This window comes from Grimontia celer (genome assembly GCF_900055185.1).
Taxonomy (GTDB): Bacteria; Pseudomonadota; Gammaproteobacteria; order Enterobacterales; family Vibrionaceae; genus Enterovibrio; species Enterovibrio celer.
In genome coordinates this window covers 409,171-425,699 of record NZ_FIZX01000001.1, presented here as the reverse complement: position 1 = coordinate 425,699, position 16,529 = coordinate 409,171, and the positions used below count along the sequence as shown (strand labels likewise).

The 16,529-nt window shown below is 47.9% G+C and carries 13 protein-coding genes and 1 tRNA gene; 6 read left to right on the top strand and 8 right to left on the bottom strand.

Annotation, left to right across the window (positions count from 1 at the left end; translation table 11 throughout):
- Positions 1-20: 20 nt before the first annotated feature.
- Positions 21-1,007 carry a TRAP transporter substrate-binding protein gene (locus GCE9029_RS01975; protein ID WP_062660805.1) on the bottom strand — a complete coding sequence of 329 codons (987 nt, stop codon included), beginning with the start codon at positions 1,005-1,007 and terminating at the stop codon, positions 21-23.
- 202 nt (positions 1,008-1,209) lie between these two features.
- Complete coding sequence (locus tag GCE9029_RS01970; protein WP_062660804.1) at positions 1,210-2,109, bottom strand: LysR family transcriptional regulator; 900 nt, start codon at positions 2,107-2,109, stop codon at positions 1,210-1,212.
- A gap of 141 nt (positions 2,110-2,250) precedes the next feature.
- Between GCE9029_RS01970 and GCE9029_RS01965 the strand changes: the two genes are divergently transcribed.
- Entirely contained in the window at positions 2,251-3,180 is a 930-nt protein-coding gene (locus GCE9029_RS01965) for an NADP-dependent oxidoreductase (RefSeq protein ID WP_062660803.1), read from the top strand.
- A gap of 68 nt (positions 3,181-3,248) precedes the next feature.
- Here GCE9029_RS01965 and GCE9029_RS01960 read toward each other — a convergent pair whose 3' ends face one another.
- The 4 genes from GCE9029_RS01960 to yejK all read right to left on the bottom strand — a co-directional run bounded on the left by GCE9029_RS01960 (position 3,249) and on the right by yejK (position 8,803).
- Positions 3,249-3,572 carry a nitrous oxide-stimulated promoter family protein gene (locus tag GCE9029_RS01960; RefSeq protein WP_062660802.1) on the bottom strand — a complete coding sequence of 108 codons (324 nt, stop codon included), beginning with the start codon at positions 3,570-3,572 and terminating at the stop codon, positions 3,249-3,251.
- A gap of 234 nt (positions 3,573-3,806) precedes the next feature.
- Complete coding sequence (locus tag GCE9029_RS01955) at positions 3,807-6,269, bottom strand: hybrid sensor histidine kinase/response regulator (protein WP_062660801.1); 2,463 nt, start codon at positions 6,267-6,269, stop codon at positions 3,807-3,809.
- A 42-nt stretch (positions 6,270-6,311) separates the two neighbouring features.
- A complete protein-coding gene (locus tag GCE9029_RS01950) occupies positions 6,312-7,625 on the bottom strand; it encodes an Hpt domain-containing protein (RefSeq protein ID WP_231870017.1) in 1,314 nt (437 codons plus the stop codon).
- Between the two features lie 164 nt (positions 7,626-7,789).
- Complete coding sequence (gene yejK / locus GCE9029_RS01945; RefSeq protein ID WP_062660800.1) at positions 7,790-8,803, bottom strand: nucleoid-associated protein YejK; 1,014 nt, start codon at positions 8,801-8,803, stop codon at positions 7,790-7,792.
- 76 nt (positions 8,804-8,879) lie between these two features.
- Here yejK and GCE9029_RS01940 point away from each other — a divergent pair, with 76 nt between their 5' ends.
- The 5 genes from GCE9029_RS01940 to GCE9029_RS01920 all read left to right on the top strand — a co-directional run bounded on the left by GCE9029_RS01940 (position 8,880) and on the right by GCE9029_RS01920 (position 13,887).
- Entirely contained in the window at positions 8,880-9,098 is a 219-nt protein-coding gene (locus GCE9029_RS01940) for a DUF1414 domain-containing protein (RefSeq protein WP_062660799.1), read from the top strand.
- A 56-nt stretch (positions 9,099-9,154) separates the two neighbouring features.
- Positions 9,155-11,029: a DUF3413 domain-containing protein gene (locus tag GCE9029_RS01935; RefSeq protein ID WP_062660798.1), complete on the top strand. Its 1,875-nt coding sequence runs from the start codon at positions 9,155-9,157 to the stop codon at positions 11,027-11,029.
- Positions 11,030-11,144: 115 nt separating this feature from the next.
- A tRNA-Pro gene (locus GCE9029_RS01930) sits at positions 11,145-11,221 on the top strand.
- Positions 11,222-11,316: 95 nt separating this feature from the next.
- Positions 11,317-12,075: a sulfite exporter TauE/SafE family protein gene (locus tag GCE9029_RS01925; RefSeq protein ID WP_062660797.1), complete on the top strand. Its 759-nt coding sequence runs from the start codon at positions 11,317-11,319 to the stop codon at positions 12,073-12,075.
- Positions 12,076-12,291: 216 nt separating this feature from the next.
- Positions 12,292-13,887, top strand: coding sequence for a GGDEF domain-containing protein (locus tag GCE9029_RS01920; protein WP_062660796.1), 1,596 nt, complete (start codon positions 12,292-12,294; stop codon positions 13,885-13,887).
- On the opposite strand, the gene GCE9029_RS01915 is transcribed toward GCE9029_RS01920, so the two are convergent.
- Both GCE9029_RS01915 and GCE9029_RS01910 read right to left on the bottom strand, forming a co-directional pair.
- Entirely contained in the window at positions 13,869-15,812 is a 1,944-nt protein-coding gene (locus GCE9029_RS01915) for a DNA topoisomerase III (protein WP_062660795.1), read from the bottom strand. The genes GCE9029_RS01920 and GCE9029_RS01915 overlap by 19 nt on opposite strands.
- 111 nt (positions 15,813-15,923) lie before the next feature.
- Positions 15,924-16,472, bottom strand: coding sequence for an NAD(P)H nitroreductase (locus tag GCE9029_RS01910; RefSeq protein ID WP_062660794.1), 549 nt, complete (start codon positions 16,470-16,472; stop codon positions 15,924-15,926).
- Positions 16,473-16,529: the final 57 nt, after the last annotated feature.

The following is a 16,529-nucleotide window of genomic DNA, read 5'->3' as shown; positions in this document are numbered from 1 at the left end:
CCTTGGCCGGGCTACAACATTTACTGGTTAGAAGCGACTGCGGCTTCAATCACCTCTGGACCGATTTCTTCCTGGAATTGGTCCCAGACAGGCTTCATCACTTCAACCCACTGCTGACGCTCAGCGTCTGTCAGCGTGATGATTTGGCTGCGGCCTGAATCCAGAATGTTCTGGCGGTCTTTCATGGCTTTATCGTTGGCAATGGCATTACCGTGTGCAACCGCTTCGTCCAGAGCTTTTTTCAGCACTGCTCGGTCACCATCCGGCAAATCATTCCAAAACTCCATGGAGGTCGTCACCATGTAGTCCAGCACGCCGTGATTAGATTCAGTGATGTATGGCTGCACTTCGAAGAATTTCTTGGAGTAGATGTTTGACCAAGTGTTTTCCTGACCATCAATCGCACGGGTTTGCAGCAGAGTAAAGACTTCAGAGAATGGTTTCTTCAGCGGCACCGCTTCTACCGCTTCAAACTGTGCAGCCAAAACGTCTGAGCTCATGATGCGGAATTTCTTACCGTCAGCATCAGCTGGCACACGCAATGGGTCATTTGCAGACAGTTGCTTCAAACCGTTGTGTAGATAGCCAAGACCAATCAGACCTTTGCTGTTCACAGAGGAGAGCAGCGCCTGACCGGCAGAGCTTTGCTGGAAACGATCAACCGCTTCCATGTCCTTAAACAGGAACGGCAGATCGTACACCTGCAGTTTTTTGGTGTATTTAGAGAACTTGGAGAGAGAAGGAGCAATAAATTGAACATCTCCAAGCAGCAGCGCTTCCATTTCTTTACCGTCGCCGAAAAGCTGAGAGTTTGGGTAAACCTCAACCACATATTTGTCACCGATACGCTCTGCAACCAGATCGCGGAACTTCAGCGCCATTTGGCCTTTTGGCGTATTTTCAGCCACCACATGTGAAAACTTGATGGTATCCGGTGCCGCTTGAACACCCGCGCTCATACCCGCGCAGAGCGCCAACACTGAAAACATCGTCGTTAGCTTTTTCATAGCTTTTCCTCTCATTCCTTGTGTCGTTATGTCCCAAACACAACATTGGGAGCATTTGCTTTTTAAGGTCTAGTTGAGGAAAAAGAAAAGCATTCAGATGAAAACAAATAATTAACAACAATAAAACAAAAGTGAGATATGTCGTGAGACAAATGGGTAATATTCCACCCATTCGACGTTTAAAACTGAGAGAAAGGTAGGCTCAATTAAGTTGCCCAGTTTGCTGTTGACGTTCAAACCAAGAGGTTAGTACTTCAATAAACCGATACACTTTTAGTGGTGTGTGTTGCCTCTCAGGATAAACGACGCTCAGGGTAAGATATTCAGGTTCAAATTCGTCTAATACAGCGCAAAACCCGGGGTTAGAGTGTGTAGCCAACCTTGGCAGAAATGCGAGTCCTAAACCTTCAGCAACCAAATCACGAACAAAGGGGGTGCTATTCACTCTGACCCGCTTGCGAATTTTAGCCCGCTCCACAACACCATCCTTGGTAAAAGCGACACTGCTGTTTCCTGCATTTCGGTGAACGATCAACGTGTGATTGTTCAGGTCAGAAACCTGGCTTGGTCGACCGTTTCTTTCAAAGTATTCAACGGTCCCAACCAAGTCGACCCTCGTCTTTCCAATGGCTCTATAGATCAAACTGGAATCCGGCTGTACTGAACTGGCGCGGACACACAGGTCAAACCCTTCATCGATGAGATCCACAAACCTATCATTAATGTAGATCGCCAAATCTACATCTGGATACGCTTCGAGAAATTCTGCCATCAGCGCCGCAACACCAGCATCACCAAAGAGACTGGGAAGGCTAACACGCAGCTCACCGGAGACCCTGCCTTGCTGTTCCAACACTTCGCGTTCAGCGACGCCTACTTGCTCAAGTATTGCTTCACAGTGCTTTAAATACTGCTCCCCCGCCATGGTAATGGTTGTCACTCTGGTCGTCCTTTGTAGTAGCCGCGCATTCAACTTATTTTCCAGGAAGGCGACGTGCTTGCTCACGTTGGAAGGCGAGGTATGCAGTTCCTCTGCGACTTTGGAAAAACTGCCTACCCGTGCGACCTTCGCGAAGTAACGCATTGCCGTTAATGTATCCATAGATGTCCTTATCTAAAGTTATGGCGAAACGCCATCCCAACACACCTTTTCCAATTTAGAAAATAACTTGTTCAATTCCCGTTATTTAAGTCCAAAATGGAAATGAATATCGTTGTTTCTCCACCCAAAAGGAGAGACGCAATGAAAGCAATCAGAATGGAAGATGTTGGAAAAATTTCGATCAAAGATATCGCCTGCCCTCAGCCTGCAGCCAATGAGGTTCTGGTCAAAGTGAAGGCATCATCAATTAACCCTGTCGATGTCAAAATCGGAAATGGCATGCTGGGTTTTTTGGTTCAACAACCATTTCCTTTGACCATGGGCAGCGATTTAGCGGGAGAAGTCATCTCGGCTGGTGAAGAAGTTGAAAAATTCCAACCGGGAGATCGGGTATTTGCGATGAAAGAAATTGGTATTGATGGAGCATTTGCAGAGTACTGTTTAGTGAATCAATTCCAACTTGCACACATCCCTGATGAAATCAGCGATCAAGACGCAGGTGCTATACCCATGGTGTTCCTGACCGCATATCAGGCATTGATCGTCGAAGGTAAGCTCCGCCAAGGCCAGCGCTTGCTCATCCAACAGGGAGCGGGTGGTGTTGGGCATATTGCCATTCAGATCGCCAAATCAGTCGGAGCTCATGTCACAGTGATGACATCAAAGAAAAACCGCGGGTTTGTCACCTCACTCGGTGCAGATGAAGTCATTGACTATCAAACCCAAAACTCTGTTGAGGCCCTTCTAAATAAGCCCGTAGATCTTGTTTTAGAATCTCTTTACGGCGAGGAACAGGTAAACGCCATCAGGGTGATTAAGTGCGGAGGGAAACTGGTCAGCATTAGTGGATTGTTGCCCGAAACAGAGGAAGCTGCCAAAAAAGCCGGGGTCAACACTGCTTTCGTATTTGTTCAAGGTAGTGGTGAACATCTTCTCCATGCATCAGAGCTTATGACGTCCGGGAAACTGAGTGTACATGTATCAAAGTCCTTGAGACTTGAAGACTTTCAGTTGGGTTATGCGCAAAGTAGTTCTGGAAAGACGCGCGGGAAAATCGCGATCATCCTTTAAAAGTGCGAGTGGATTGATAGTCATCGCCAAACGTGAAAGGACGTCTGGCGATGTCAAAAGCCGAAAAGTTAACTCAGTAGTGAACCCACGTAGCGTTTCGCAATCCAAATAGGCTTGCGCCATCTGGCTTTGGGTTCTGCCCAACGGATGATGTGGTTAATCTCCAAACGCTTGGCGTCTGGATAACACTGCCTCTGGCACTCACGGCATGACAAAGTGCCACTATCGCGACAACATTGCTCTGAACGCTGTGTCTCGAACGCAATCAAGTCTGAACATTGCTGGCAGAGCTGGCTGCCGCGGTGAATGTGCTTGCAATAAAGCGTCGTCATCGCGCGGACAAGCCACAAAGGCTGGCGTTTAGGCGCGGACGTTGTCGGTTGAATTTTCATAGCCGCGCTATTTTGCTCAGCGGCGTTTAAATTCCTTTGACCAAGATCAAGATTTGGTAAAGAAGCCACCGGGTTTACACTAGGGCCTGTTGACCGTTGGTGATGGTTTTTGCAGCAGTTTGTGGGGATTTTATGCAAGGCAGAGGCTTCGACGTGTAGCTGGCCTACATGAGAAGCCGATAACGCAGCAGAAAGTCCCCACAAACGCTGCCCGAAGGGTTCTGCCCTATCAGCTCAAGCCTCAATTTCTGCGGATAACACCTTCGCGCAGGCGACATAAATGTCATTTTCACGCAGTGGTTTACCAATATGTCCCTGCATACCATTGCTGATGCAGCGCCAAATGTCGTCCTTCAACACGTTGGCTGTCATCGCAACAATCGGTGTGTGCTGGTTGAAGTTATTGGTGGAGCGAATTTGGCGTGTCGCTTCCAATCCATCCATCAGTGGCATTTGAATATCCATGAAGATCACATCGTAGCCCTGCAAGGTCGCCTTATCGACAGCCGCCATACCATCTGTCGCTTTGTCCACCGTAAAGCCAAATTTAGCCAGCATCTTCTCTGCAATCATCAAGTTGATGGCATTGTCTTCCACCAATAAACAATGTTTGCCACTAAAAGCGCCATTGTGTTGCTTCAACAACTCCCTACCCTTCACATCCGCCCCATCTTTCTCTATCTGGAGTGGCAGGAAAACTTCGAACTCAGCGCCGCGGCCTGGTTCGCTGTATAGAGAGATACCTCCTCCCATCAGGTCGATGAGTTGCTTGGTGATAGCAAGCCCTAACCCTGAACCACCAAATTTACGCGTGGTCGAGGTATCAGCCTGCTGAAACTCATCAAAAATAACCTGATGTTTTTCTGGAGAGATTCCGACACCTGTATCTTTCACACGGATGCAGACACCAGTGTATCCACCATTTTCCTTACGCATTGAAACACTGAGGCGAACAACCCCGTTTTCTGTAAACTTCAGCGCGTTAGAAACAAGGTTGAGCATTATCTGCTCAATACGGTGTGCATCACCTAAGAACCGACGGGGGCAGGCATCCTGATAACTGAATTCAAACACAAGCTGAGGTTTGTTGTTGATGGTCGGCAGCATTAAATCACGCACATACCGACCCAGCTTTTCAAGATCAAAAGGCGCTTCTTCCAGCTTAAGATGATTGGATTCCATCTTGCTGAAATCGAGAATATTGTTGATCAGTGACATCAAACCGCGGGAAGAGTGAGCGATCACTGACAAGTATTCAGCCTGCTTACCAGACATAGGTTCATCTTGCATTAAAGATGCCGCTCCGAGTATCCCATTCATCGGTGTACGGATTTCATGGCTGATGTTGGCAAGGAAGAGTTGTTTCGCCCGAGCGGCCTCTATGGCTCTTTCACGGGTTTCAACAAGGTTTGAACTAAGCTGATTAAACTCTGAAACCAACATGCCCAGCTCGTCCTTCTCTGGGTAATCAATCGGTGCAAAAGGCGCACCGCCTTTTTGCTGAACAAGCGCATTCCGCACTCTAGCCATTGGGCGAACGATCTGGAAATGAATCGAAACATACGTGATGCAAACCAGCACAATCGCGACCAACGCCATCGCGAAGAAAAGGTCGTTTTTCAGTTGCGTTGCTTCCACCAAAAGCAGGCGCTCAGGCAATGCACCGACAAGCGTCCAGTTTGTATCAGGCAAAGTACGCCCAAACACGAGCGTGGTCTCATTGAGAATTGGATCGGTTTCCAATCGGTGAATAAACAGTCGCTCTGTGCTGCGGAATACAGAAAGGTTTGGCATCAGATCCGAAGCGACCGACACTGCGTAGCCCAGATCAATTTCTGGAGATGATGCGACAATGGCCTTCGCTAAATCCATAACATTAGGATTGCTTTGGCGAAGTAAACGCTCACCTTGCGTAGCCTGACTGATCACTAGCGCCAATTCAGCAAACTCGGGTTCAGCGGTCGCTATTTCTTTTGCGCTTGGTAAAGGGGTTAAGGAAGGGTCGTCCGCATATTTCGCGTCTGGGAAAGACATCATCGCACCTCCCCTGTCAAACATCAGCATGTAACCGCCGAGCTTTTCTCCACTTCGTGTCAGAAACGCCTGTAATCGCTCCAGTCTGACATCGATGGTAACAACCCCAACGAACTCATCTTCTTTGAAGATTGGCACTGTACAGGTCACCATAGGCTCGTTGGTATAAGGGTCTATGTATGCTCGAGACCAGTATGCTTTATCTTTCGCATATCTCGCAGGGGCATACCATTCAGAAAGCTGGTAAGGCGTAGCATCGATTTCATTGTAATCATTGATGCGGCGGTATGAGCCATCTTCCTCAATAGCGATGAAGACCGATGATTTCACCAAATTCGCGTTGTATACGTAGGGTTCAGGCCAAAAGCCGCCACTGGCAACCATTTCCCGGATATTGGGGTTTCGGAACATGCTCGCCAGCTTCTGTTCTATATCGGCATCTGTATCTTGTAACGAAAGCGAGTTGGCAAGGGAAAGGGCGATGGTACCGACGCTATTGGAAAGCTGTCCCAGACTCTGAGCCACGGTTTCGACCTGCGCTTCTACACGTTGGTTGGCACTGTCACGCACCATGCTGTTACCCGTGGTATCAAGCACATAAACGATAGTCACCACGACTACTGCGAGCATCATCCCCAGTATCCAAAGGGCTTTGAAGCTCATTGTTTTGTACCAGGGTACGTCCTTTGTAAACACGCTGAATCCTCAAGATGCGGTGGTTCGGTGAGATTTTTCTATCTCTTTTAAAACAGCCTGAATGCTCACACTCAACAACTTTTCGAACTGCTTAACTTCGTTTTCGTCAATCATCTCACCATTTCGAAGGCGCAAATCCGATTGGGTACAGAATGCTTGAAGCGCAGAAGCACCAATGTTGCCAGAAACGCCCTTGATGTTGTGAATTAGCGTGCGGGCGCGGGCAATCTCTTTTGACTCAACGTGTTTTCTGAGCATTTGCCCGTCATTTTGGTGTTCAGCCACGAACATAGTTAACACAGATTCGATGGCTTCTTCGTCATCTTCCAGCTGCTCTTTCAATACAGAGGCTTCAAAAAGAGGTTCATCAGGTTCTTTAAATTTAAAAACGCCCGCCCCCTCTTGCGGCTTGCTCTCTGCTTTCGTTTTATTGGCAGTGGCATGTTTTGGATGGTTTTCGCTTTCAGCGTCTTTTCGTGAGGAAAGGAAAATCAAACCGACAAGAAAACCAAAGCCGATGAACATGGCTGTCATTGTCTGGTCGAGAAGCAACAAAGTTCGGGTTGTCCAATAGCTTTGAAGTTGGGTTATCGAGCGCACAAATTTGTGATTAATTACCGCATCCACACTTTCAAGCTGGCGATTCAACCGCTCCAAACCTGTATACAGCGCAAACAGTTCGCTACGTGTCATGCCTTCCGGCATCTTGGAAAACTCAGACTCTAGCTGTCCTACATAGCCATTAAAACGCGCGATACGGTTGCGCTGATCAGAATCATTGAGGCCATGCAACTCAAACAGTAAATAGCTGCTGATCCCTTGTACTAAGCGCTTTAGTTCAGGTTGCCTCGCATCATCATGCAGTTGCTTTAACTGTTTGGTCACTGCAGATATCGAATAAATAGATGCAAGTAAGTTATCGACGTCTTCGACAAAGGCATCGGCTTCCAAAAGCGTGCTTTGAATATCATCCCAGCTGTCTTCGATGGTGTGAGATTTTGTACGAAGCAACAAATAGCGGAAATGCTGGACCTCTTTTTCCAACTGAACGAGTTCATTTTTCTGGTTAATCATTGAAGCCGACACCGTCTGCCTCAACTGTTGCGCTGCGTTGTTCAGCTTAACCACATGCCCAGCATGCTCGCGGGTATGATTCATATCGGAATAGGAAATCAAGGCATATACCGCAGAGATACCAAAGCCGATCCAAAGAAGAAGGGGCAACCAATTCTGGCTGATGCGTGCATTGCCTGAAAGTAATGAGGATTTATTTAACTGAAGCATTTCGGGCAGTGGTGTCACAGTCAGTCCTTTGTCTGGCAATGCGGTTCCGAATAGCGGGAGCGAAAGAGCATTGTCTCAAGAATTTACGATAGTTTCTTATAACTTAGGCAATTTGTCTTAGTTTGCAAACAATGACTGCAAACTTGTCTAGTTGAGAAGACGCCATGAAATAGCATATATCATTCCATGGCGTTGCTCGTGATCTACTCGTCAACGTTCAGACGGCGCGTCAGCTGGTCTCTAAGGTTGGGTGGTGTACCTTTGATTGTCAGAGTGTCAGTGTCCTGATCGTAAAAAATGCGCTCGCCCAACAGCATGCTATCAAAGTTAATAGATAGACCGCCGCCACCGCCAACAAACTTAGTCAACTTACGCATAGAAGTGCGATCGGCTGGGAAACTTTCTTCCAGCTCATAACCCTGCTCAGAAGCAAACTGATAGAAATCTACACCCTGATCGTTCTGTGGCAGTTCACCTGCCAGCTCTTTTACCACCACTTCATCGCCAGATTGCAGTTGGCCATTACAGTAATCGTAAACCTGCTTGCGGTACTGTTGTTTTTCTTCTTTGTCGAGGCGCGAATCTGCACAGTAATCCTCGACCGCTTGCATCAATACCAAGTTTTGCTGTTTAGAGTCCATGCCCACTTCTGCCTGCATAAAATCCAGGAAAAAGTCTGCGACTTTGCGCCCTACGCGACCTTTAACATAAGTCAGGTAACGATTGGATTCTGCGTCGCTCTCCCAGGTAGAGAGATCAATACGTGCAGCGATATCCATCTTGGCAACGTCCAGGTAATCAGTACTGCTGATTTCCAGGTCATCCGTGACTTTCATGCTCGATTTGGATTCTAACAATCCAATGAAGAGATATTCTGTTGCCAGAGAACGATACTCCGCAATGACCAGAACACCTTCATCAGCAAAAGGATACTTCGACAATTCGGTCTTGAGGCGCTCGGCAGACTGGGAAGAAAACGCCAAAAAGTCCATTTCTTGCTTGCGGCTGGCTTTCAACCACCCACAAAACTCACTTTCTTCAGCAAATTGACCGAAGCCTTTTCCAGCTTTCGCGTTATACACACGATGGATTTCGCTGATAAGATTTTCCGTGGAAGGTGAATGAGTTAACAGTTGATCTCTCAGTTGAACAACCAGCGTGTCTTCACCCTCTTTTTTGATTTGATGAAGAATAACGTTTGAAAGCGTGAGGCTCATAATTGAAAACATTTTTCGTCGGACTAGAGTGTGGGGTATTATACGCGGCTTCTCCTGACACAAGACAAGAGTTTCTATGCCTGTTACTTCTAAATATCAAGATAAAAACGTTGAACAGATCCTGAGCGATGTGGTCAATGTTCTTGAAAAGCACAAAGTATCTACTGACCTGTCGTTGATGGTTGTTGGTAATATTGCAACCAACATCATTAACAACAACTTGCCAGCAGCTCAGCGTAAAGTGATCGCTGAAAAATTTGCTCAAGCTCTGCTGTCTTCTATCGATACAGAGTAATAAGCCGCGTTTAAAAGAATGACGCGCAGTAGAATAAAGAGAAGAATTGACCATATATGGTAGACAGCGGAAACACCTACAGGGATAAAGTGTCCCAGCTCGTGAGCTGGGGGCACTGGTTCAGCTTTTTCAACATTATCGCAGCCATGTTGCTGGGTACTCGCTATATCGCTCAGTCAGGCTGGCCAGAAACTTTGCTAGGTCAAACCTATCAACTGCTGACATGGATTGGTCACTTCGGTTTTCTGGTTTTCGCTCTCTATATTCTGGTTATCTTCCCAGCAAGCTTCATTATCCCTTCACAACGGTTAATGAGGCTCTTTGCTGTTCTGGTGGCCACGGCAGGCATGACTGTCCTGCTGTTGGACATCTACGCCTACGAGACGATGCACTTACACCTGAATCCATTGGTGTGGGAGTTGCTCCTCAGTGGCGAAAAAACAGACATGAACGCCCACTGGCAATATCTGTTTGTGGTCGTGCCCGCTATCTTCCTGCTGGAACTCATTATTTCCGAATGGGTCTGGCGAAAACTTCGTAAGCTTTCGCGCAAGCGCGTTGGTGTGCCGATTGCCAGTGTGTTCGCAATCTGCTTTATCGGCAGTCATCTGATCCATATCTGGGCAGATGCTTTCCTTTACAGCCCGGTCACGGCCCAACGATCTAATTTCCCAGTTTCCTATCCGATGACGGCGAAAACCTTCATGGAGAAATATGGCCTGCTTGATCGTCAGGAATACCAGCGCCGGAAAGACGCCATTGGTGATCAGGAAAGTGAAGTCATCCGCTACCCACTGGAGAAACTCTCTTTCGCAGCTGATGCGCAAAAGTTCAATCCGAACCTTTTGGTGGTGATGGTAGAAAGCCTGCGCGCTGATATGTTAGACCCAGTAGTAATGCCTAATCTGAACCAGTTTGCTAATAACAACCTGAAGTTCTCGCACCATTACAGCACCAGCAATGATGCGATGGCTGGCATTTTCGGACTGTTCTATGGCTTACCTGGCAGCTATGCACAAAGCGCCCGCACCGAAGGCTTGAGCCCACTGGTTATTGATACGCTGGAAAAGCGCAACTACCGCTTTGGGTTGTTCAGTGCAGATAACTTTGAAAATCCAATTTATTACCAAAGTGTTTTCGGCAAACACTTGGAACAAGCGTCCAAGGTACAGGCTTCAGAAACCTGGGTGGCTGACCACATTGCCGCAGATAATCTCGATAGCTGGATCAAGGAAGGCAGCGTCACTCAGCCTTGGTTTGCCTATCTAGAACTCAAAAGCGTCACCGACTATGAACAGGGTGGCGACTACGAACGTCCATTCCAGCCATCACTCGACAACGATATGGCAAGTGTGGGCGAACAAACATCGCTGGTACTGAAAAACAGTTACAACAACGCGGCATATTACGTCGATACTCTGTTGGGCGAGATGTTCGATACCTTGGAAGAAAATGGCCAGCTCGACAACACAGTTGTGATTATTACTTCCAACCATGGCACAGAGTTTAACGAAACTGGCTCCAATAGCTGGGGAGCAAACACTAACTACAGTAAGTACCAACTACAGGTACCACTTGTGGTGCATTGGCCAAACCAGGGACCACGTGAAGTGGATGTTTACAGTTCTCACCTCGATATCGTCCCAACACTGATGGAATCTATGCTGGCTGTTGACAGCCCATCAACCAATTACACCAGCGGTATGAACTTATTCGAGCTTTCTGACAAACCGAGAAAATGGGTAATTGCCGGCGATAGCCGTGACATCGTTGTGGTTCAACCCGATAAAACCACGGTGGTGGATAAATTTGGTAACTACCGCGTGTATGACAGTAATTACAAGCTACAGCCTGAAGGCAAACCACAGTTGTCTGTTCTGATGCAGGTGATGCACGAGCTCAAACGCTTCTACCATCCAGAAGAAAATTAAAATATAGCCACCGACAAGGTGGCTTATTTTTAGCCAAATGATTGAATTTCGCGGATTTAATAAAGAAAGACGATTGACAGTCAAATACTGTGTTCGTACCATGAATCTATTGTGTCGGTCTGTAGCGCAGCTTGGTAGCGCACTGTCATGGGGTGTCAGGGGTCGGAGGTTCAAATCCTCTCAGACCGACCATCTATTCAAGCCCGCAGCTTTTTAGCTGCGGGCTTTTTCGTTCCAACTTTCTTCGTTAATATTCATTTCCCTATTTAAATTATCTGGATAGCGAAATGGACGTCTCTATCGGGTTTGGCGCACTGTTGATCGTGCTTGGTTTTGTTGCAGGCATTATCAATACCCTTGCTGGCGGCGGTTCAAACCTCACCATCCCTGCACTCATTGTTCTCGGCATGCCAGCTGAAGTGGCTAACGCAACTAACCGTGTTGGCGTCCTAATGCAAAGTCTCTCCGGGGTTGCCGGATTTCGTCACCACAAACGTCTGGATAACCATGATTTGCTCCCCATTCTTATTCCAACCCTGATAGGCGGCGCCGTAGGTGCAGGTGCTGCGGCATGGCTTCCTTCTTCTATTATCAAACCCCTTCTCCTCGGCACCATGCTATTGATGGCTTTTATCATGCTGGTAAAACCCCAGGCAGTCATGCCCGAAGAGGGTGAGCTTGCAAGAAAAGTGAAAGATACGCCTGCATCCTGGGTTGGACTTGGCATTGCAGGTTTTTATGGCGGGTTTGTACAAGCAGGTGTGGGGTTTGTATTGATCGCGGCGCTTTGCGGTACCTTAAGATACGATCTCGTGCGCGGCAATGCCCTCAAACTGGTCTGCACCCTCGCTTTTACTTCCGTTTCTCTCGCCATTTTTATTTGGCAAGATTTGATTCTTTGGTTGCCCGGCTTGCTGCTTGCGTTTGGCTCTATGTTTGGCGCATGGCTAGCTGTGAAGTTCGCCATCAAAGCGGATCCGAAGCTCCTGAAATGGTTTCTGTTTTTAATGACGCTAGCCGGAGTTGTGTTTGCTTATTTGAGCTAACAATACCCCAGCGTTTTTTACCGAAATATCAACTAAATAACCTTATGCGGAACAAACTCATCACCCACATCACACGCTATTAAACTCCGTTGTGAAGTCTGTCGAAGATGAAGGAAAATTAGACATTGCTAATAACAATTACTGTCATACTGGTCGTCTAAAGATTAGAACCAAAATCACATTTTTCGTCAGTAGTCAGTAAAGGGAGTCATGGGCATGATTGCTTTGGATTACGCATTCTGCCTGAAAGCAGGCGAAGCGATTTGTCCGCAAGAAAACCTGGAAGCATTCTGTTCTGCGTTGGGCCAAACGCTCAACTCCCTTGCCAGCGACACTCGCTGTCAAATCTTGCTGAAGTGTGAGCAAAACTCAGACTGGAAGCAACTTGCCGAGATTCAAGGTGACCAATACGAACTCACCTTACCTTCGATTGAAGTGAAAGAATCAACGCAATCTCTTCTTCAGAAGCTTCTCACTGCCGACGATCACAAGTATTACAGCGACCAACATTATTTGATGGTTCCGCTGAATATGCGTGGTGAGATATTAGGTTGTCTGGTCATTTCGACAAACGAAGAAATCCTTGATGATGCCCATGCTAAAAACATGTTGGCACTGTTGATTTCAGGCGCGCTAGACAGCCACTTGCAGCATCAGTTACTGGCTTGCGAACAAGCCAAACATAAAAATACCGAAAAGAAACTGGTCCAAGAAGTCTGCTCACAAAAAGGACTTTTAGAACAACTCCATATCCTACATAAAATTTCGTTACGACTCTGGCACGCCCATTCGCTTGATAACATGCTTCATACTGCGGTTTATGAGTGTATTCATGCACTCGATTTTGACCGCATGGCGATTTTCCTTCTCAACAGCCACACTGGTTTGTTGCGCGGGACCTATGGGACAGATATCAACGGAACCGTTACCAATGAGCAATGGTATTGCACGGCGATTCATGAGCATTACCATGCCAAAACCACACTTGATAAGAGACGTCACATCACCATCAATGAAGGCTGTGAACTCTATCATGACAACAAAGTCGTTGGTACGGGTTGGAATGCCACCATTTCACTGTGGGATGGTGATGAGCCGATTGGTTGGATAGCTTGTGACAATCTACTCTCCGGAACGCCGCTGAAAAGTTATCACAGCGAGCTTTTAAAGCTCCTTGGTGTGACCATGTCACAGCACCTGATCCAGCGTCGCGCACAGGACGATCTCAAAGCCCTAAACCTCTCACTGGAGCATCGTGTGGCAGAGCGCACGGCTCAACTTGAAGAAGCCAATAAACGCCTGAACCAGATTTCCCGCGAAGACAGCTTAACTCAGGTACCGAACCGTCGAATGCTGGACGAAAGATTAGAAGAAGAATGGCGTCGCGCCCTTCGTTATCAAACTCCTCTCTCGATCCTGATTGTCGATATTGACCATTTTAAGCAGTACAACGACAAATATGGCCATGCTCTGGGTGACCAATGCTTAACCCAAGTTGCAGAAGCCCTTAGCCAAGTTGAAAGACGTGCAGGCGCGCTATTGGCCAGATTTGGTGGAGAAGAGTTTGTCTTCCTTCTACCGGGGAGCAACCGCGAGAACGCTATCTCTGTTGCTAACCGTGCGCTGGAGGCCGTGCGAAAACTAGAAATTCCGCATGGTGATTCGCCAGTCGCGCCGATAGTTACCATCAGTGCGGGAGGCAAAACAACCATTCCAGAAAAGCCGAACAACCAGCAACAGTTGTTTATTGATGCGGATGTTGCCCTTTATGAGGCGAAGAACGCAGGAAAAAATCAGGCTTTTGTTTTGTAACGGCGCTTCTTGGCAGGTGCCCTACTTTTCCCACATCTTCCTTTCTTGAACCGGCTAGGCTGTGCTGGCAGAGAGCGAAGACTGTCCGGCACAGGCCCTTGTCTGACGGTTTGCATTAACACATTCAACTCTGATTCCAACGCCGTCATAAAGGGTTGATAGGCACCTTTCTTCTCTGCCATATCGTGCAACTGACGCTCCCATTGCGCAGTCATATCCGGATATGCAGCTTTCTCTGGCAGAGCATCAATCAAACCTTTTCCAGATGCGGTAGAGCGGATTTGCTTTCCTTCCCGAGAGAGCAGACTGCGTTTGAACAGCAAATCTAGAATCCCAGCCCGGGTTGCTTCTGTTCCCAACCCGTCGGTATCTCGAAGGATTTTCTTAAGCGATGGGTCTTTCACAAACCGTGCTATCCCTGTCATGGCTTGTAACAGCGTTGCTTCCGTAAAATAGCGCGGAGGCTCTGTCATACAATCTTTGATATTGCCACGGGCACAGGTCAGTACAGTCCCTTTATCCAGCGGAGGTACCAAACTTTCGATATCTTCGTTCTGCGCTGACTTATCTCTGGACAGCAGTGCTCGCCATCCTGGAGACATCAGCTTTTTCCCTTTTGCGATGAAAAGTCCTCCCGCTATCTCGAAGTCCAGTTTGGCTTCGGCGTACTCTGCGGCAGGATAGAACTGCATCAGGTATTGGCGGGCAATCAGCTCATACACATCACGCTCACGCCCACTCAATGCACTGCTGCTTTTCGACGTAGGAATAATCGCGTGGTGAGCTTCAACCTTACTGTCATTCCAAGCTTTCGATTTCAACGACAGGTTGGCATTGTTGACCGCCGTCAATAACGCATCAGTCGTTTTCGCTATCGCGGTAGAGACGCTTTGTGCTTCTTTGAAATGGCCTTTAGGGAGATAGCGGCAATCAGAGCGCGGATAGGTAATCACCTTATGCTTCTCGTACAAGGCCTGACAACAGGCCAGTACATCGGCGGCGCTCATATTAAAACGCTTGGCCGCATCAATTTGCAGCGCAGACAGACTGTAAGGTAACGGTGGTGATTGTTTGGTTGTCTTGCGCTCTGATTTGGTCACCGTTGCAGGCTGACCTTCAATACGACGCGCGACGTTTTCGACCAGATTCCTCGCTAATACCCGCCCTTCTTCATCCTGCCATGGCTGGCAGGCTTCACTCGGCTGCCAACGTGCCAGAATGTCCGTACCTTGATAAGGGATGACCGCATCCAATTGATAGAAAGGCTTGGGAATAAACGCTTCAATTTCGCGATCACGGCGGACCACCAGCCCCAGCACCGGTGTTTGCACGCGACCGACAGAAAGCACGCCTTGGTACCCCGCCTGCTTTCCAAGCAAGGTGTAGGCGCGGGACATGTTCATACCGTACAGCCAATCTGCTCTTGAACGCGCCAGTGCTGACACTGAAAGCGGAACAAAATCCATATTGCTGCGTAGGGCTGATAATGCCTTTTTCACTGCTGAGGTATTGAGATCATTGATCAGAAGACGCTGGATTCGCTTTTTCTTGGCTTCGGAAAGCTTGGCGTGACTAAACACTTCATCCACCAGCAACTGACCTTCACGATCCGGATCGCCCGCATGCACGATATCGTCAAACTGCTTGAGCAGCTTTTTCACCACACCTAGTTGTTTGGCGGCAGACTTGCGCGGTTTTAGAATCCACTGATGCGGAAGAATAGGAAGATCGTCGAGTCGCCAGGTCTTGTACTTTTCGTCATAGGCTTCTGGCTCTGCTTGCTCAAGCAAATGACCGATACACCATGTCACCGTATCGCCATTTCCGGCAACAACATAGCCTTCGTGATTCTTATGGGGCTTGGGAAGGGCTGCGACAATTGCGCGACCTAGGCTGGGTTTTTCAGCAATGAAAAGTCTGGTCATATCGTGGGAAGTCTCGAACGATGAACCCACAATTTATCGAAATTCAGAGAAGTTAACAACAATTAACTGGATATACATCCAGTTAATTGTCAAATGGAGCAAAGTCAGGTTTTACAGGTACGTTACGTATTTTTCGGTATCACGCTTTGGTACACCAGCAGGCGCGCAATCTGGCGTACCAACATAGAGAAAACCAACAATTTCGTCATCACCTGACACATTGAACGCTTCACGAACAACAGGATGGTATGCCCACTTACCTGTGCGCCAGAAGCCTTGGAAGCCCTGCGCAACAGCTGCCATTTGCATCGCCTGTGCCGCGCAGCCAGCAGAAATATGCTGTTCAATCACTGGCACTTTATCATGTTGCTTGGTACGGGCAATCACGGTGATAACCATAGGTGCACGATAAGGAGATTTGGTCGCTTTCTCAACCACGGCCTCTTCTTCTTTGTCAGATTCTGCCGCGCTTTTCAAAATGGCAGAAAGCTTATCCAGACCTTCTCCCGTTGCAACCACAAACTCCCATGGCGTCAGAGCGCCGTGGTCAGGTGCTCTAAGGCCAGCTACCAGCATGTTGTCCAGAGCTTCGCCATCCGGAGCAGGAGCCAGTAAACGAGGAATTGAGCGGCGCTGGGTAAGAAGAGTTATCGCGTCCATATGTCGTCCCGAAAAGAGTTAGAAAATCACTTCCTCAAAATAACACAAAACCCGAGG